We start from the raw sequence: 17,510 nt of genomic DNA on the forward strand, positions 1-17,510 counted from the left end.
GAAATCCGGGACGGGGAAGCCGGCCGCTATTCTGACCGCAGCCGCGGCGGCGGCCAAACCGCGGGCACCCGGCCGTTCAGCGCCGCGCGCAGCACTGCGCGAACAGCGCCGGCGCCAGGCTCAAGGCCTGCTGGCGCTGCGCCTCGTTCAAGCCGTCGAGCAGTTCCTCGGCACCGAGTGCCTGGTCCGGCGGCGGGAACGGCCGCTCCGGCGCCTGCCGCGCCGCCAGTTGCCAGGCCGCGGCGTACGGCGGATCGGCCACCGCCAGCCACGGTGCGCGCAGCAGTTGTGCCAGCGTGTCGATCGACGTGCGGTCGCCGTGCAGGGCGCGGTCTTCCAGTTGCGTCACCACGTCCTCGGCATCGCGCTCGTCGGCGGCCGACAGCGGGGTGCGTAGCCCCTCCGCGTCGACGCTACCGGCACGCGCGACCAACTGCGTCACGCGCTGCGCCAGCAGTTGGCGTTGCGCGTCGGCATCGCCGCGCGCGGCCGCGCTACGCAACATCGCCTCGATCTGCGCGGCATCGAGGACGGCCACGCGGCGACAGGCCGCGAGACGTTGCCGCTCGGCCATCCGGCGTGCCGCAGCGGCCGCGGCGTCCTCGGCGTCCGCGCCCGGCAGCACTGCCGGGCGGGACGGCGGCGCTTGCGCGCGTTGCCGGCAATCCAGCGCCAACAGCGCGGTGGCGAACAGGCGCTGCGCCTCGCTGGTGCCGGCCGCCAGCGCCGCATCGGGCGACGTGGTCGCTGACGTCGGCAGCGGCGATGGTGCTGCAAACCGCGGCAGCACCGTTGCCGGCGCCTTGTTCGCGGCAACGGCGGGCGCGGCCGTCGGCGGCATCAGCTTCGCCGCAAGCGCGAACGCGACCAGCACCGCCGTGCCGCCGCACCAAAGCAGCGCCCGCCGCATCGCCGCCATGCTCAGCGGGCCGCGGCGGTGTAGGCGTCGCGGTCGAACGCCATCGGCTGCGCCTGGCGCAGGCGCTGCATGGCGTCGGCCGCGGCCTGCTCGCGCAACTGCAGGTCGATCTGCCCGCGCACCGCGTCGAAGCGCGCCGCGGTCTTCGCATCGAGTCGGATCAGGTGGTAGCCGTCGGGTCCGCGCACCGGCGCGGAGACCTGCTCCACCGCGAGTTGGCGGATCGGCGCGTCGAACGCATCGGCCAGGTAGCGGCCGAAGGTCGGCGACAGTTGCCCGCCCTCGCCGGCGGTGGCTGTGTCGTCGGATTCGCGCATGGCCAGGGTGGCGAAGTCGGCGCCGCCGTCGAGCTGGCGCTTGAGCGCCTCGGCGCGCTGCAGGGCCTGTGCCTCGGTCAGCCGATGCCCGGCGCGCGGCCCACCCTGCGGTTGCAACGCGACGAACAAATGGCGCAGGTGGTATTCGGTGTAGTCGTCCGGATGCGCGGCGAACTGCCGGTGCAGCATCGCCTCGTCGATGTTTGCATCGGCGCCGAGCCGCGCCTGCGCGGCCTCGGCCAGGATCGCATCGGCGGCGCGGCGCAGGCGCGCGGCCACCACCGGGTCGTCCTGCAGGTGCTGCTTGCGGGCCTGATCGAGCAGGATGGCGCGGTCGGCGAAGCGGCGTACCACCGAAGCGTCGTCGATGCCGGCGTCGCCGCGCGTGCCGTCGCTGGCCAGCGCGCGGTATTCGCTGGCAGTGAACTGCTGCGCGCCCACACGCAACACCACCGGATCGGCGGGGGCGGGCGCGGCGGCCGGCGTGGCGGACGCGACGACGGCGCCCATCGTGCAGGCGGCCAATGCGAGGGACAGCGCGAGGGTGGACTTGGCAAGGGAAAGGGACATGCGCTTCTCCAGGAGAGGGCGGCGCGCGGCGCCGAAGCGCCGCGGCCGCAACACGGCGACCGACCGCGGGGCCGGCCGCCAGGACGTGCAAGGACTCAGTCGTGCTTGCCGCGTGCCTTCAGGTACGCGATCGCCGCCTTCGGGTCGTCGGTGGTGATCAGGCTGAACGCCTCCTGGTTGACGATGAAGTTGAGATCGCCACGGTTGTCGGCGGTGTCGCGGCCGCCGGAGTAGGAGAAGTACAGGTCCGACAGGCGATAGCAGCAGGCGCCGCTGTTCTGGTAGAACTGCCCGGCCAGCGGGCTGTCCGGAATCGCCTGGAACACGCCCACGCGCACGCCGCGCTCGCGCACGCGGTCGGCCTCGTCCTGCAACAGGCCGCCCAGTTGCTTGACGTTGATCTCCATCGCCTGCTTGGTGTCGAGCCAGGCCGACACGGCATCGTTGACGTTGATCTTGGTCAGCATGTTGGTGGTGAACACCGGGATGCCGACCATGCTGCTGCCGTCGGCGCGGAACGCCGAACGGGTCGGGTACAGGGTGGCGTTGACCTTGGCCGCGACGAAACTGGCCGAGGCCACCGAGAACGCGGCATCGGCCGCACGCGACACCGCGCGGACCGCGTCGGCGGTCTTGATGTCGAACACCATCGGGGTCTTCAGGCCGTGCTGCTTGAAGTAGGCGAACAGGTCGTCCACGCGCGGCACGTGGTAGCCAGTGGTGGTGCGGCGGTCGGGGGTCAGCAGGAACAGGCCGCTCACCGCCGACCACGGCGTCACCGTGATCGACGGGTTGTAGCCCTGGTTGTTCATCGGGTCGTACTTGGTTTCGCCGGCACGGCTGGTCCACACGTTGGTGGTGCGGCCGAGATTCCAGTCGTGCAGCACCACCGGCACGCCGTCACTGGTCATCTTGATGTCCAGCTCCACGCCATCCATGCACTGGTCGTTGGCGACCTGCAGCGCGCCGCGCGAGTTTTCCGGCATGTCGTTGATGCCGGAGTACTTGCCCCACAGGCCGCGATGGGCCAGCACCACGGCATCGCCGCTGCTGTCGCCGAACAGGATGTTGCTCATCTTGGTGCCGACGGTGTCGTTGCAGTTGGCCATCGCCAGCTGCGGCACGACGGCCAGGACCGTCAGGGCGGCGAGCACGCGACAGGCGCGCGCCAGGGGCGAGGGAACGAATGCGATCTTCATTGGGCTGCGTCCGGTTCTGAGGAAAAGGGGAGACACGGGGGAACGAGCGCCGGTCAGGTCGACGCATGGCGGCATCTCGTGTGCTGCGCTCCGCACGGACGTCTCGCGCAGGAGCCTGAGCCACCGTGATCGGCGGCGGCGTCGGACGAGAACCTAATAACTTACTGTGAATTATTTATTTCCGGCGCGCGACCCGGTGATGGACTGTGGACTGCGCCCCGATTTGGTGCAGCTTGGGTCGCACTGCTTGCCAGTGACAGGGCTCCGGACACGGCCTAGGCGTGGATCGCGCTTGCGGGGCCATTGGGATCGCGGCCGGGCGTGGCGCCGCATCGGAGGCTTCGCCGGTCGCGGCTGAGGCAGGCCTCTCGTGATCGCTTCATTGGCGAGACACGCTGTCCCTGGTAGGAGCGGCTTCAGCCGCGACGCTTTACCGGTAATGCCTCGTCGCGGCTGAAGCCGCTCCTACACGCAGGTGCCCTATCGCCACGCCATGCACGCATGCCCTGGACGTCGGCTACGCCCCGCTCACCGCACCAGGAATGAGAGCATGCGCGCGATCCGCGCGTACGGCGGTCTCAGCAGATCGCTGCCGGCACGGCGCGCCTGCCACAGGATCGGCAAGGCCTTGCTGAAGGCATCGAAGCCGGCGCGGCCGTGGTAGGCGCCCATGCCGCTGGGGCCGATGCCGCCGAACGGCAGCGCGTTGGCGGCGAAATGCAGCAGGCTGTCATTGACGGTGACGCCGCCAGCGATGGTGGCGTGCAGGATGGTCTCGATCCGCGCACGGTCGTGGCTGAAGGGATACAGCGCCAGCGGCCGGTCGCGGCTGTTGATCTCGGCGATGGCCGCGTCCAGGGAGCGGTAGCTGCGCACCGGCAGGATCGGACCGAAGATCTCCTCCTGCATCAGCAGCGCGTCGTCGCCCGGCTGCAGCACCAGCGTCGGCACGATCAACCGCTCGCGCTCGGCGCGTTCGCGCTCCACCGTGGCCAATTCGATGACCTCCAGGCCGCGCGCACGGGCATCGTCCAGGTAGCCGCGCAGGCGTCGGTACTGGCCTTCGTTGACGATGCGGGTGTAGTCCTCTGCGCTGGCGAAATCGCCGTAGCGCGCCAGCACCTGCGCGCGCAGCGCCTGCACCAGCGCCGCCTCGCGGCCGGCGTCGACCAGCACGTAGTCCGGGGCGATGCAGGTCTGCCCGGCGTTGAACCACTTGCCGGTGGCCAGGCGCGCGGCGGCCTGTTCCAGCGGGTAGTCGGCGCAGACGATGGCCGGCGACTTGCCGCCCAGTTCCAGGGTCAGCGGGGTCAGGTTGGGCGCGGCGGCGGCCATCACCTTGCGCCCGACCGCGGTGGAACCGGTGAACACCAGATGGTCCAGCGGCAGCGCGGCGAACGCCGACGCCACCTCGGCACCGCCCAGCGCCACCGCCACCCGCTGCGGCGGGAACACCTCGGCCAGCAGCGACTGCAGGAACTGCGCGCTGCGCGGGGTGTGCTCGGAGGGTTTGAGGTAGACGTGGTTGCCGGCGGCGATGGCGGTGGCAAGCGGGATCAGCGCCAGGTTGACCGGGTAGTTCCAGGGCGCGATCACCCCGACCACGCCGACCGGCACCGGCCGCACCTCCGCGCGCGCCGGCCACAGCCGCCAGCCGGCGCCGACCCGCTGCGGGCGCATCCAGCGCTTGAGGTGGCGCAGCAGGTGATCGATCTCGCCGAGCACGGTCATGCCGTCGGCGAGCAGCGATTCGTGGCGCGAACGGTGGCCGAAATCGGCGGCGATGGCATCGGCCATCTCCGGCAGCCGCCGCTTCAGCGCCGCGCGCAAGCGCAGCAGGTCTTCGCGGCGCTGCGCCCGCTCCGGCTTGGCCGACTGCCAGGCCGCGCGCAGGCGCTGCAGGGTGGCTGGCAAGGCGGCCAGCGGCGTGTCGGCGGAAGCGGCATCGGCGGCGGAGGTCGGCATGGGCGCACTATACGACGGCGGTTGCGGCTGTCGTGCGCGCCAGCCGTGGGTCGGGAGTTCGCGACCGAGAGCCCAGGGCTCACGGTTGGTCGCGTCGGGACTGAAGTCCCTCCCACAGAGGAGCAGGAGCAACTGGGCGACGATGCTGCCGCATGCCGTCTTGGGACCGACAGCCCACCCTTCCCTGGTCGGGATTGAGGTCCTTCCCACAGAGAAGCAGGAGCAACCTGGCGACGATGATGCCGCCTGCCTTCTTGGACCGACAGTCCACCTTCCCCGGGTCGGGACTGAAGTCCCTCCCACAGGTGGAACCTTCAGTCTGCGGCGATGCTGACGCGCCCCTTGTGGGAGGGACTTCAGTCCCGACGCGATGAACCCAGGCGCTCCCGGGCATCCGCACGGCTAAGCCGGTTCTTCCAGCAACCACGTCTGCAACTGCGCCAGCGAGGCGACTTCGTGGTGCGGCACGATGCCCTCCGGCGCGGCGGCGCCGTGCGGATTGAACCAGCAGGTGTGCAGCCCCGCGGCCAGACCGCCGACGATATCCGCCTGCGGGTTGTCGCCGACCATCAGCACCTGCGCCGGCGGCGGATCGCCCAGCTGTGCCAGCGCGTGCGCGAAGATCCCCGGGTGCGGCTTGGCCACGCCCACCACCTCAGAAATGGCGATGACCTCGAAACGATCGTGCAGGCCGGTGCGCTGCAGGCGCGCGCTCTGCAGTGCACCGAAGCCGTTGGTAACCAGGCCCAGGCGCGCGCGTCCGCGCAAGGCGTCGAGCAAGGCCACCGCCCCGTCCAGCGGCGTGCACAGCTCGGCCATCGCCGCCAGGAACGCCGTGTTCAAGGTCTCCGGCGTGGTCTGCAGGCGCTGCGCCCAGTCGGCGAAACGGCGCTGCTGCAATTGCAGCGCGGTGATCGCACCGTTCTGGTACTGCACCCATAGCGGCCGGTTGCAGGCGGTGTAGTCAGCGTACTCCGCTTCGCCGAACTGCACGCCGTAGCCGGCGAACATGCGCTGCAGGCCGGCGAAGGCGTCGAAATGGAACAGGGTGTCGTCGGCGTCGAACAGGATCCAGGGGTAGCGCATGCGCAAGGGCGGTGAAGTGGGGGACGGCCATGGTACGCCTGCCCGCAGACACGACGACGCCGGCCCGAGGGCCGGCGTCGCGTGCGGCGATGGCCGCGGCCTGCTAGGCGAGCGTGCTCAGTGGCCCGACCCGCGCGAGGCGCCCAGCCCGGTCTCGGCGCGGATCTGCTGCGCCTTGAACGCGGCGCGTTCCTTGCCGGCCTGCGCGCTGCGGTCCAGCACCGAGAACAGCCAGATGCCGACGAAGCCGATCGTCACCGAGAACAGCGCCGGCGAGGTGTACGGGAACGGCGCCGAACCGGTCGGGTTGCCCAGCGTGTCCACCCACACCGACGGCGACAGCACCGTCAGCACCAGCGAGGAGATCAGGCCCAGGAAACCGCCGATCACCGCGCCGCGGGTGGTGCAGTCCTTCCACAGCAACGACAGGATCAGCACCGGGAAGTTGGCCGAGGCGGCGATGGCGAAGGCCAGCGACACCATGAAGGCCACGTTCTGCTTCTCGAACACGATGCCGAGCAACACCGCGATCACGCCCAGTGCGATGGTGGTGACGCGCGACACCTTCAGCTCCGAACCCGGGGCCGGATTGCCCTTCTTGATCACCGTGGCGTACAGGTCGTGGGACACCGCCGAGGCACCGGACAGGGTCAGGCCGGCGACCACCGCCAGGATGGTGGCGAAGGCCACCGCGGAGATGAAGCCCATGAACACATTGCCGCCCACCGCGTTGCCGACCAGCACCGCCGCCATGTTGGCCGCGCCCTTGCCGCCGTGGATGGTGCCGGTGGCGACGTCGGCGAACTGCGGGTTGGTCAGCACCAGGGCGATGGCGCCGAAGCCGATGATGAAGATCAGGATGTAGAAGTAGCCGATCCAGGTGGTGGCCCACAGCACCGACTTGCGCGCCTGCTTGGCGTCGGGGACGGTGAAGAAGCGCATCAGGATGTGCGGCAGGCCGGCGGTACCGAACATCAGCGCCATGCCGAAGGAGATCGCCGAGATCGGATCCTTGACGAAGCCGCCCGGGCCCATGATCGACAGGCCGGCACTGGCCGCCTCTTCCGGCGAGGCGCCGCCGCTGGCCGCCACCGCGGTCTTCACCCGCACGCCCTCGGCGAACAGCGCCTCGAAGCTGAAGTTGAAGTGCCACATGATCGCCACGGCCATGAAGGTCACGCCGGTCAGCAGCAGCACCGCCTTGATGATCTGCACCCAGGTGGTGGCGGTCATGCCGCCGAACAGCACGTAGACCATCATCAGCACGCCGACCAGGCTCACCGCCACCCAGTAGTCCAGGCCGAACAGCAGCTTGATCAGCGCGCCGGCGCCGACCATCTGCGCGATCAGGTAGAACAGCACCACCACCAGCGTGCCGGAGGCGGCGAAGCTGCGGATCGCGGTCGGCGCGAAGCGGTAGCCGGCCACGTCGGCGAAGGTGTACTTGCCGAGGTTGCGCAGGCGCTCGGCCATCAGGAAGGTCAGGATCGGCCAGCCGACCAGGAAGCCGATGGCGTAGATCAGGCCGTCGTAGCCGTTGGTCATCACCGCCGCAGTGATGCCCAGGAACGAGGCCGCCGACATGTAGTCGCCGGCGATCGCCAGGCCGTTCTGGAAGCCGGTGATGCCGCCGCCGGCGGTGTAGAAGTCCGACGCCGAGCGGGTCTTCTTCGCCGCCCACTTGGTGATCCACAGCGTGCCGGCGACGAAGAAGGCGAACATCCCGATCGCCACCCAGTTGGTCGGCTGCTTGTCGGTCTGGCCGACATCGCCGCCGGCGGCCAGGGCCACGCCGGCCGGCAGCAGCGCGGCCAGCAGCAGCAGAAGGAAGCGCAGGTGCTTGCTCATTGGCGGGCGTCCTCGAGGATGTCGGCGGTCAGCTGGTCGTACACGGTGTTGGCGCGACGCACGTAGATCGCGGTGATGGCGATGGTGAAGACCATCACCCCGATGGCGATCGGAATGCCGATGGTGGTGACGCCGCTGCCCATCGGCTGGGCCAGGAACGCCTTGTCGAAGGCGATCAGGCCGATGAAGCCGAAATAGGCCAGCAGCATCAGGATGGTCAGCGTCCAGCCCAGCGCGTTGCGCTGGCGCTTGAGCGCGTGGTACTTCGGATTGGCGTCGATCTTGGCGATCAGCGCGTCGTTGGAGAGGCTCATGAGATGGCTCCGGTAAGTGGCCGCGGCGCGGATCAAAAGCTGTACTTGGTGGTGAACTGCAGGCGGGTGATGTCGCCCTTGGCGCCGCTTTCGATCTCGCGCTTGCCGACCATCAGCTCGGCGCCGATATCGACCTTGGGCAATGGCGAGTAGAAGACGTTGCCGCGGAGGCTCTGCACGGATTTGGTCACAGCCAGGCCGGTGCGCGCGGTGTCGTTGTCGTAGTCGCTGCGCGCGTAGATCAGGTTGGTGCGCAGCTTGGGCGAGAACGCGTGGCGCCAGCCGACGTAGCCGGCGACCACCCCGACCGTGTCCAGGTCGCGGTCGGCGGCGTCGTACACCGCGTTCTGGGCGATGCCCAGGCCGATGTAGCGGCCGATGCCTTCGCCGCCGGTGAGCTGGTAGAACAGGCTGTCGCTGTCGCTGGCCACCCACTTGCCGCCCAGGGTCAGGCCGCCGGAGGCCTTGCTGGCGTCGGCGCCGGTGGCGCGGTTGTCGACCTTCTGCTGGCCGACCACGCCGGCGACACCGAAGCTGCCCCAGTCGCCCTTCCACCCATAGCGCACGGTCAGGTCCGGCAGCGCGCCGCGGTCGGAGCTGGCGGTGCTGACCACGCCGGCCACGCTGCGCGTGTACAGGGTGGTCTCCGGATTCTCCAGCGCGATGCTGAAGCCGCCATTGGTGTAGCGCACCTGCGCCTGGCGCACGAACACCACGCCGTCGGTGGGGCCGATGAAGTCGGCCGCTTCCGGCAGCGCCGCCGGGTCCATGAAGTTGGACCAGGTCTGGCCGGCCAGCCAGTGGTTCCAGTACATGTAGGCATGGCGCAGGGTGGCGCCGTAGGTGTTGGTCGCGGTCTGGGTGCCCAGCGCGTTGCCGAAGAAGTCCAGCTCGACCAGCGCGCCGGCCTTGTTGCCGCCTTCGGTGACGCTGTCCACGCCGAAGTTGATCCGCGAGAACTTGGCATGGGCGTTGTAGTCGGTGCCGGACTTGGCGCCGCCCACCGGGGTCTGCCCGGGCAGGTACAGCGCGCGGCCGGTGGCGTCGTCGGCGAGTTGGCCGTCGCCGGTACGGGTGGCCAGGAAATCGGCCTTGATGAAGCCGCCGACCTTGAAAGTGGTGCCGGGCGTGGCCCCCGGGGTGATGGTGGTGACCTGGATCGGCGCCTTGCCGGCCGGCGGCGCCGGGGGTGCCGGCGGCGGCGCGGCCTGGGTCGAGCGGACCGCGGCGACTTCGGTCTGGGTCTGCGCGATCTGCCCCTGCTGCTGTTGCTGCGCGGACAGCAGTTGCTGCACCTGCCGCTCCAGCTCGGCCACGCGGGTCTCCAGCGCCTGTTCGCGGGCAGAGGGTTTGCCTTGGGCGAAGGCTGCGCCAGGCGCGACCAGGGCCACCAACAGCGCAGCCGCCAACGGGCGACGCGCCAAGGATGCGATGCGGTTGCTCATTACTCCCTCCCGAATAATGGATGCCGCACGCACAGGCGCGGCCGAACCGCAGCGTGCGCGACCGCGCTGGCCGCGCCTATTGGCCATTAGTCGAACGTCGGCTGAGTTACGACCATCGTCTAAGGCCCGGCGCGTGTGCGCTTGACGCCGGATGCGGCACACTTCGCATTGACGCGCCGCCGCATGCGGCGCCCCGTTCATTGCAGAGGGAACCATGGCCGATCTCTATCCCGTCGATCCGCAGTTCGCCGCCCGGGCGCGGGTCGACAAGACCCAGTACCAGACCCAGTACAAGGCATCGGTCGAACAGCCGGAGGCATTCTGGGGCAAGGTGGCCGAGCGCCTGGACTGGTTCAAGAAGCCGACCCGGATCAAGGACGTCAGCTTCGCCCTGGACGACTTTCATATCCGCTGGTTCGACGACGGCGAACTCAACGCCAGCGTCAACTGTCTGGACCGGCAACTGGCCACCCGCGGCGACAAGACCGCGCTGCTGTTCGAGCCGGACAGCCCGGACGCGCCGTCCTATCGCGTCACCTATCGCGAGCTGTACGAGCGCGTGTGCCGGCTCGGCAACGCCCTGCGCGCCCTGGGCGTACAGAAGGGCGACCGCGTCACCATCTACCTGCCGATGATCCCGGACGCGGCGGTGGCGATGCTGGCCTGCGCGCGCATCGGCGCGATCCACTCGGTGGTGTTCGGCGGCTTCGCCCCCAACTCGATCGCCGACCGCGTGATCGACTGCGGCAGCAAGCTGATCATCACCGCCGACGAGGGCCTGCGCGGCGGCAAGAAGATCCCGCTCAAGGCCAATGTGGACGCGGCGCTGAAACTGCCCGGCACCACCAGCGTGGAAACCGTGCTGGTGGTGCGCCACACCGGTGGTGCGGTGGACATGCAGGCCCCGCGCGACCGCTGGTTCCACGACGTGGTCGACACCCAGCCCGCCGAGTGCGAGCCGGAACGCATGAACGCCGAGGATCCGCTGTTCATCCTCTACACCTCCGGCTCCACCGGCAAGCCCAAGGGCGTGCTGCACACCACCGCCGGCTACCTGCTGTACGCGGCCTACACCCACGAGACCGTGTTCGACCTGCGCGAGGACGACATCTACTGGTGCACCGCCGATGTCGGCTGGGTCACCGGCCACAGCTACATCGTCTACGGGCCGCTGGCCAACGGCGCCACCGCGCTGATGTTCGAAGGCGTACCCAACTACCCGAGCGTGTCGCGCTTCTGGGAGGTCATCGACAAGCACCAGGTGACGATCTTCTACACCGCCCCGACCGCGATCCGCGCGCTGATGCGCGAGGGCGAGGCGCCGGTGAAGAAGACCTCGCGCAAGAGCCTGCGCCTGCTCGGCAGCGTCGGCGAGCCGATCAATCCGGAGGCCTGGCGCTGGTACTACGACGTCGTGGGCGACGGCCGCTGCCCGATCGTGGACACCTGGTGGCAGACCGAGACCGGCGGCATCCTGATCACTCCGCTGGCCGGCGCCATAGACCTGAAGCCCGGCTCGGCGACGCTGCCGTTCTTCGGCGTGCAGCCGGCCCTGGTCAGCGCCGACGGCGAGATCCTGGAAGGCGCCACCGAGGGCAACCTGGTGCTGCGCGATTCCTGGCCGGGGCAGATGCGCACCGTCTACGGCGACCACCAGCGCTTCATCGACACCTACTTCCGCACCTACCCGGGCAGCTACTTCACCGGCGACGGCTGCCGCCGCGACGCCGACGGCTACTACTGGATCACCGGCCGCGTCGACGACGTCATCAACGTCTCCGGCCACCGCATCGGCACCGCCGAAGTGGAGAGCGCCCTGGTCTCCCACCCCAAGGTCGCCGAAGCGGCCGTGGTCGGCTTCCCGCACGACATCAAGGGCCAGGGCATCTACGCCTACGTGACCCTGGTCGCCGACGAGCAGCCGAGCGAGGCCCTGCACAAGGAACTGGTGGCCTGGGTGCGCAAGGAGATCGGCCCGATCGCCGCCCCCGACCACCTGCAGTGGGCGCCGGGCCTGCCCAAGACCCGCTCGGGCAAGATCATGCGCCGCATCCTGCGCAAGATCGCCGAGAACGCCCCCGACCAGCTCGGCGACACCTCGACCCTGGCCGATCCGTCGGTGGTGGATTCGTTGGTGAACGAACGGTTGACGCGCTGACGCGCGTCGGGATTTGGGAGTCGGGATTGGGGATTCGCCAAGGCGGTCCCCTCCCACTTCCGAGATCGCCGACGCTGCCGCGCTCTGCTCTTGCCGTTGCTCCAACGAATCCCGAATCCCCACTCCCGAATCCCCGCCCCATGCCCACCCTGCTGATCGCCGACGACCACCCCCTGTTCCGCGAGGCGCTGCGCGGGGCGGTGCAGCGGGTGATGCCGGGGGTGCAGTTGTACGAAGCCGACAGCGTCGAGGCGCTGTACGCGCTGGCCGACCGCCACGCCGATGCCGATCTGCTGCTGATGGATCTCAACATGCCCGGCGCGCAGGGCTTCAGCGCGCTGGTGCACATGCGCGCGCTGCATCCGCAGTTGCCGGTGGTGGTGGTGTCCGCGCGCGAGGAGCCGACGGTGATGCGGCGCGCGCTGGACCACGGCGCGTTCGGCTTCATTCCCAAGTCGGCCGATTCGGACACCATCGGCCTGGCCCTGGGCACGGTGCTGGACGGCGAACACTGGGCGCCGCCGGAAGCGCACAACGTCCCGCCCACCGACCGCGCCGAGCGCGAGGTTGGGCAGCGCCTGCGCGAACTGACCCCGCAGCAGTTCCGGGTGCTGCAGATGCTCGGCGCCGGCAGCCTCAACAAGCAGATCGCCTACGACCTGGGCGTGTCCGAGGCCACGATCAAGGCGCACGTCACTGCGATCCTGCGCAAGCTCGGCGTCACCAACCGCACCCAGGCGGTGCTGCTGGCCGGCAAGCTGGCCATCGACAGCGACGCCATCGTGCTGCCGCCGGAAGAAGACTGAGCCGCGGCGACGCCTGCGAAGGCGCGAGCGGTGCGGATGCGGCCCGTGCGCGTCCATTGTCCTTGCGCACGCGGCGCGCTGGGCGCCTCCCTGTGGGAGGGACTTCAGTCCCGACGCGCTGAACGCTGAGCGCCAGTCGCTCCCTTCGGCGCGGCGGAAGCGACTCCATGCGGAGGCGATGCATCGGTTGCCGCATGCGGGAACAGGGGACCAGTCCGTGGCGCTGTCCTGAAGGAGCGCGCACATTCATCCGCTCACGCTCCACGGCTGAGCGCCACCGCAGGCAACGACGTGGGTAGAGAGGCGAGCATCCTCGACGTCTCCAGCGCACTTGCCGTACCGCCGCGGAGGCATCGCCGATATAGCAGCAGCTATCAAGATAAGCTGCAGGTTCGCGTGCGTTCCAGGGATGTTCGCTGCAGTTGGCCGCTGTTAGACTGCGCGTCCCCTTGGGGAGTAGCCTGCTGTCCGCCCTGCGCGGACAGCGCCCGTATCAACAGACTCGGCCGATGCGCCGTGGTACGGGCAGCCAGTTCGGTTGGCGAGACCAGCGGCGAGTGCGCAAGGCGAAGGCCGGGCGCGTGCGCTCGTCGTTGTCGCCTGTCCCGGTACGGTTCCCCATGTCGTTTCTTTCGATTCTGCTGCTCGGCATCGCCATGTCGACCGACGCCTTCGCCGCCGCGGTCGGCAAGGGCGCGGCGATGCAACGCCCGCGCTGGGCCGACGCGCTGCGTGCCGGCCTGATCTTCGGCTGCATCGAGGCACTGACTCCGGCGCTGGGCTGGGTGTTGGGCCAGGCCGCGTCCAAGTACGTGGCCGCCTTCGACCACTGGATCGCCTTCGGCCTGCTCGGCGCGTTGGGCGTGCACATGATCGTCGCCGGCCTCAAGCCGGAGAGCGACACGCCGGAGGATGCCGCGCCCAAGCGCCACGGCTTCTGGAGCCTGGCCGCGACTGGCTTCGCCACCAGCATCGACGCGATGGCGGTCGGCGTCGGCCTGGCCTTCCTCGACGTGAACATCGTCGAGGTCGCGGCGATCATCGGCCTGTGCACGCTGACCATGGTCACCCTGGGCATCATGCTCGGCCGCGCGCTCGGCGCGCTCGCCGGCAAGCGCGCGGAGATCGTCGGCGGCGCGCTGCTGATCGCGATCGGCAGCACCATCCTGTTCGAGCATCTGCATGGTGCAGGTTGATCGTGGTGGCGCGTGTCGTCCGGGATTGGAGATTCGGGATTGGGGATGTGCGGCGGCGGTGCGTGCCCATCCCGCCATGACGGCGCCTTGGATCAGGCCGGCTTGGCGGTGAATTCGAGGTAGGTCGACAGGATGTACTTGTCGCCGCTGCGCGGCGGCAGCCCTGCGTGCAGGAACATCCAGTACGGCGGGAAGACCAGCAGGCGCCCGGCGCGCGGCGCGATCTCAAGGTCCAGGTCGAGGAAGCGGGTGTGTCCGCCCTCGGCCACGTCGTTGAGATACCACAGGAACACCAGGTAGCGGCCGCTCTCCGCATCGCAGGCATCGAAGTGCGGCTGGAAGCGTTCGCCGGCATCGGCGCGGTAGCGCTTGATCCGCAGGTCGGCCAGGCGCGGACGCCACGGCACCTCGGCGGTCAGGCCGAGATCGGCGTTGTAGCGGGCCAGTGCCGCACGTACTTGTTCGATGAAGAAGCCCTGGAACGCAGGATCGGCCAGACGGGTGACGTTGAGTTCGGTCCAGGCGCTGTCGTCCAGCCCGGCGCGCTGGCCGGCGCCATTGCGGCTGTGCTGGGCGGTGGTCTGTTCGAACTGCGCGATCAGTTGCGCGCAGAAGCCCGGCTCCAGCGCCGCATCGTAGATACGGACATAGTGACGCAGGTCGGTGTGGTTCATGCGCATCGGTACGCTGCCCCCAAACAGCAGAACGGCGCGCCCGCATGGACGCGCCGTGTCGCATGCTTCGGCGCCGCCTGCACGGGCAGGCGGCGCCGGTTCCACTCAGAAGCGGTAGGTGGCCCGCATCCAGTAGTAGCGGCCGAGCGTGTCGTAGGTGCTCACGTCGGTGTTCGCGTTCAACACGTTGTTCTGGTACATCATCGGCGGCTGCTTGTTGGTCAGGTTGTCCACGCCCAGATCCAGGCGCAGGTTGGCCCCGGCCATGTCGTAGCCCACCTGCAGGTTGTGGTACATGTAGCTGCCGTAGTCCAGCACCACGCCCTTGATTGCCGCATCGGCGGACATGTTCTGGCTCAGGTCGCCGCTGCCGACCTGCATCTTGCCGATCCAGCGGGTGGTCCAGCTCGCATCCCAGCTGCCCAGCTTCCAGCCGACCAGGGCATGCGCGCGCCAGTGCGCGTAGTTGCCGTAGGACGAGTTGTAGCGCCCGGCCATGTGCACCACCGTGTCCCCGGTGTCGATGTCGTAGCGGTGCAGGTAGGTGCTGTCCACGGCCAGGGTGAACTTGCCGTAGTCGGTGTCGGGCAGCGCGTAGCTCGCGCCCAGGTCGATGCCCTGGGTATTGAGCTTGCCGATGTTGACCACCGGCGTCTGGATGTAGTCGATGTTGCCGGCGCTGACGCTACCCGCCGGATAACGGTGGATGTAGCTGCAGTACGGGCTGTTGTTGTCGTTGTAGCAGAGGTCGGCCACGGTCTGCGCGGAGATCGGCTGGATCAGGTCGTTGAGCTTGACCTTCCACCAGTCGAGGTTGACCGACAGGCCCGGCACGTACTCGGGGCTGTAGACCAGGCCGTAGTCGAACGAGGTGCCCTTCTCCGGCTTGAGCTGGTAGCCGACGTACGTGGCGCCGGACTTGATCGCGTTGGTCTGCGACAGGCCCGAACCGGTCCAGCCGGCCGGCACGCCGGCGCAGGCATTGGCGTTGCCGCTGCCGCTGTAGCCGATGCACGGGTCGACGAAGTTCGGCGAGTCGGCGGTCGGGCCCTGGTAGATGTCGGTGATGGTCGGCGCACGGAACACCTGCGCCGCGGTACCGCGCACCATCAGGTCGTGGATCGGCCGCCACTCCACCTGGAACGAGGCGCTGTTGTTGCCCGAGCGCACGCTGCTGTAGTCGGAGTAGCGGTCGCTCAGGGTCAGGTTGAGCGCGCCGATCGGCGAGGACTGCTCCAGCACCGGCATGAACAGCTGCGCGTAGGCTTCCTTGACGTTGAAGCTGCCGCTCAGCGGCGAGGCGCAGGCTTCGGAGGAGATGGCGCAGGTATTGCCGCTGTTGATCAGCGCGTTGCTGGACACGGTCGAGCCCAGGCTCTCCTTGCGGTACAGCACGCCCACCGCCAGCTGTGCGGCGCCGGCCGGCATGTCCCACAGGCTGCCGTTGGCGCTGGCTTCCCACTGCCGCATGATGGTGGTGGTTTCCTGGCGCGGGATCGACTCGTTGCTCTGCAGCCAGGCGACGGTGTTGGCATTGCCCTGGTCGAAGATGTTGACCTGCCCGCTGTTGATCGCGTTCTGCAGCGCGGCGTAGTCGACGTAGCCGTGGCTCCAGTTGCGCTGGCGGTAGTGGCCGTAGTTGAAGTTGGCGTCCCACACCCAGCTGCTGTCGCCGATGCCGCCCTTCAGGCCGATCACGTCCTGATCGGTGGCGGTGTCGTAGAAGCCTTCGCGCTGGCCGAGCGAGTTGAAGCGCGTACGCAGTTCGTAGCCGTTGGGGCCGAACTCCACGCCGAACGGGTTGTACGGGTTGTTGGCGGCGATGGTGATGCCGTCGTTCTGCGCGTCGAACGGCAACGGCGCGATCGCGAAGTTGGACATGGTGTGGTTGTGGTAGGCGTTGATGTACGCCTGCATCGAGTCGGTGATGTTGAAACTGCCGAGCACGAAGCCGCCGACGCGCTGCTGCGGGGTCAGCAACAGGTTCTGCGCCTGGTAGTTGTAGGCGTCGGCCGAAGCGCTGTAGCACTTGTAGCCGCCGCTGCCGTTGCTGGTCAGTGCGCCGTTGGCGCTGCAGCCGTTGGCCGCCAGGGTCGCCGCCGGCAGCTTGTAGTAGCCGGTCGGCGTGCGGCTGGAACCGCCCTTGTAGACGCTGCCGCTGGACAGGTACATCGCGTACTTGGAGAACGCGCGGTTGGCGGTGGAGACGTCCTTCTGCTTGTTGTAGTCCAGGCCGACCACGACGTTGCCGCGGTCCCAGGTCTTGCCGAAGGTGAAGCTGCCGCCCTGGCGCGCGCCGTCGCCGCGGCTGGTCTGACCGTAGTTGGCGGAGACTTCGCCGCCTTCGAAGTTCTTGCGCAGGATGAAGTTGACCACGCCACCGATGGCGTCGGAGCCGTACATCGCCGAGGCGCCGACCTTCAGCACTTCGACGTGGTCGATCATGTTGGCCGGGATCGAGTTGACGTCGTTGTTCTGGATGCGGTGGCCATCGATCAGGATCAGCGTGCGCTCGTCGCCGAGGCCGCGCAGCGAGATGGTCGAGGCACCGTCGCCGCCGCCGTTGTTGACCTGCGGGTTGGTGGCGGCACCGGCGATGCCGGGCAGCGCCTGCAGCAGGTCGCCCAGGGTCTGCTTGCCGCTCTGCTGGATCTGCTGGCGATCGACCACGGCGACCGGGCTGGCGGTCTCCACATCCACACGGCGCACCAGCGAACCGGTGACGGTGAGCTTGTCCAGGGTCACCGGCGCGTCGCCGGACGCGGACGCCGCCGGCGCGGCGCTCTGCGCATAGAGCGTGGCGGGAAGCGTCGCCATGGCCAGGCAAACGGCGTGAGCGAGTCTGTTCTTTGCTACGGACATCGGGAAGACCTCATGTGATGTGCGACAAGCGCCGGCTGCACGCAGGCGCGAACCGTCCCGGGCGCGGAAACGCGCGGCGGGTGAAATGGATGCCTCGGGCCTGCGGTCCATTACAGGACCGTCAGGCACTTGTTAGTTTTTTATAAGAAGG

At 68.9% G+C, this 17,510-nt stretch carries 13 protein-coding genes; 3 read left to right on the forward strand and 10 right to left on the reverse strand.

Features of this window, described 5'->3' with window-relative positions; all coding sequences use genetic code 11:
• Positions 1-76: 76 nt before the first annotated feature.
• From GGR71_RS16210 to GGR71_RS16245, 8 genes are all read right to left on the reverse strand, one after another.
• Entirely contained in the window at positions 77-910 is an 834-nt protein-coding gene (locus tag GGR71_RS16210) for a hypothetical protein (RefSeq protein ID WP_184452139.1), read from the reverse strand.
• A gap of 11 nt (positions 911-921) precedes the next feature.
• Entirely contained in the window at positions 922-1,806 is an 885-nt protein-coding gene (locus GGR71_RS16215; protein WP_160960540.1) for a peptidylprolyl isomerase, read from the reverse strand.
• Between the two features lie 95 nt (positions 1,807-1,901).
• Positions 1,902-3,005, reverse strand: coding sequence for a glycerophosphodiester phosphodiesterase family protein (locus GGR71_RS16220; RefSeq protein WP_160960537.1), 1,104 nt, complete (start codon positions 3,003-3,005; stop codon positions 1,902-1,904).
• Between the two features lie 528 nt (positions 3,006-3,533).
• Entirely contained in the window at positions 3,534-4,970 is a 1,437-nt protein-coding gene (locus tag GGR71_RS16225; protein WP_160960534.1) for a coniferyl aldehyde dehydrogenase, read from the reverse strand.
• Between the two features lie 402 nt (positions 4,971-5,372).
• On the reverse strand, positions 5,373-6,056 hold the full coding sequence (yjjG, locus tag GGR71_RS16230; RefSeq protein ID WP_160960531.1) for a pyrimidine 5'-nucleotidase: 684 nt from the start codon (positions 6,054-6,056) through the stop codon (positions 5,373-5,375).
• A 117-nt stretch (positions 6,057-6,173) separates the two neighbouring features.
• The gene (locus tag GGR71_RS16235; protein ID WP_160960529.1) at positions 6,174-7,904 is read right to left on the reverse strand and encodes a cation acetate symporter; all 1,731 of its coding nucleotides are present in this window, start codon (positions 7,902-7,904) and stop codon (positions 6,174-6,176) included.
• Positions 7,901-8,218, reverse strand: a complete 318-nt coding sequence (locus GGR71_RS16240) for a DUF485 domain-containing protein (protein ID WP_017908353.1) — start codon at positions 8,216-8,218, stop codon at positions 7,901-7,903. The genes GGR71_RS16235 and GGR71_RS16240 overlap by 4 nt, the downstream gene beginning before the upstream one ends.
• A 32-nt stretch (positions 8,219-8,250) precedes the next feature.
• Positions 8,251-9,663: a DcaP family trimeric outer membrane transporter gene (locus tag GGR71_RS16245; protein WP_160960526.1), complete on the reverse strand. Its 1,413-nt coding sequence runs from the start codon at positions 9,661-9,663 to the stop codon at positions 8,251-8,253.
• 214 nt (positions 9,664-9,877) lie between these two features.
• On the opposite strand from GGR71_RS16245, the gene acs reads away from it, so the two are divergent.
• The 3 genes from acs to GGR71_RS16260 all read left to right on the forward strand — a co-directional run bounded on the left by acs (position 9,878) and on the right by GGR71_RS16260 (position 13,823).
• Positions 9,878-11,821: an acetate--CoA ligase gene (gene acs, locus GGR71_RS16250; protein ID WP_160960523.1), complete on the forward strand. Its 1,944-nt coding sequence runs from the start codon at positions 9,878-9,880 to the stop codon at positions 11,819-11,821.
• Between the two features lie 140 nt (positions 11,822-11,961).
• Complete coding sequence (locus tag GGR71_RS16255) at positions 11,962-12,627, forward strand: response regulator transcription factor (RefSeq protein WP_010342764.1); 666 nt, start codon at positions 11,962-11,964, stop codon at positions 12,625-12,627.
• Between the two features lie 620 nt (positions 12,628-13,247).
• Entirely contained in the window at positions 13,248-13,823 is a 576-nt protein-coding gene (locus GGR71_RS16260) for a manganese efflux pump MntP (protein ID WP_160960520.1), read from the forward strand.
• Between the two features lie 92 nt (positions 13,824-13,915).
• On the opposite strand, the gene GGR71_RS16265 is transcribed toward GGR71_RS16260, so the two are convergent.
• A complete protein-coding gene (locus GGR71_RS16265; RefSeq protein WP_160960517.1) occupies positions 13,916-14,503 on the reverse strand; it encodes a 2OG-Fe(II) oxygenase family protein in 588 nt (195 codons plus the stop codon).
• A 99-nt stretch (positions 14,504-14,602) separates the two neighbouring features.
• A complete protein-coding gene (locus GGR71_RS16270) occupies positions 14,603-17,314 on the reverse strand; it encodes a TonB-dependent receptor (RefSeq protein WP_160960514.1) in 2,712 nt (903 codons plus the stop codon).
• Between the last annotated feature and the right edge of the window lie 196 nt (positions 17,315-17,510).

It is taken from the genome of Xanthomonas sp. F1 (assembly GCF_014199855.1).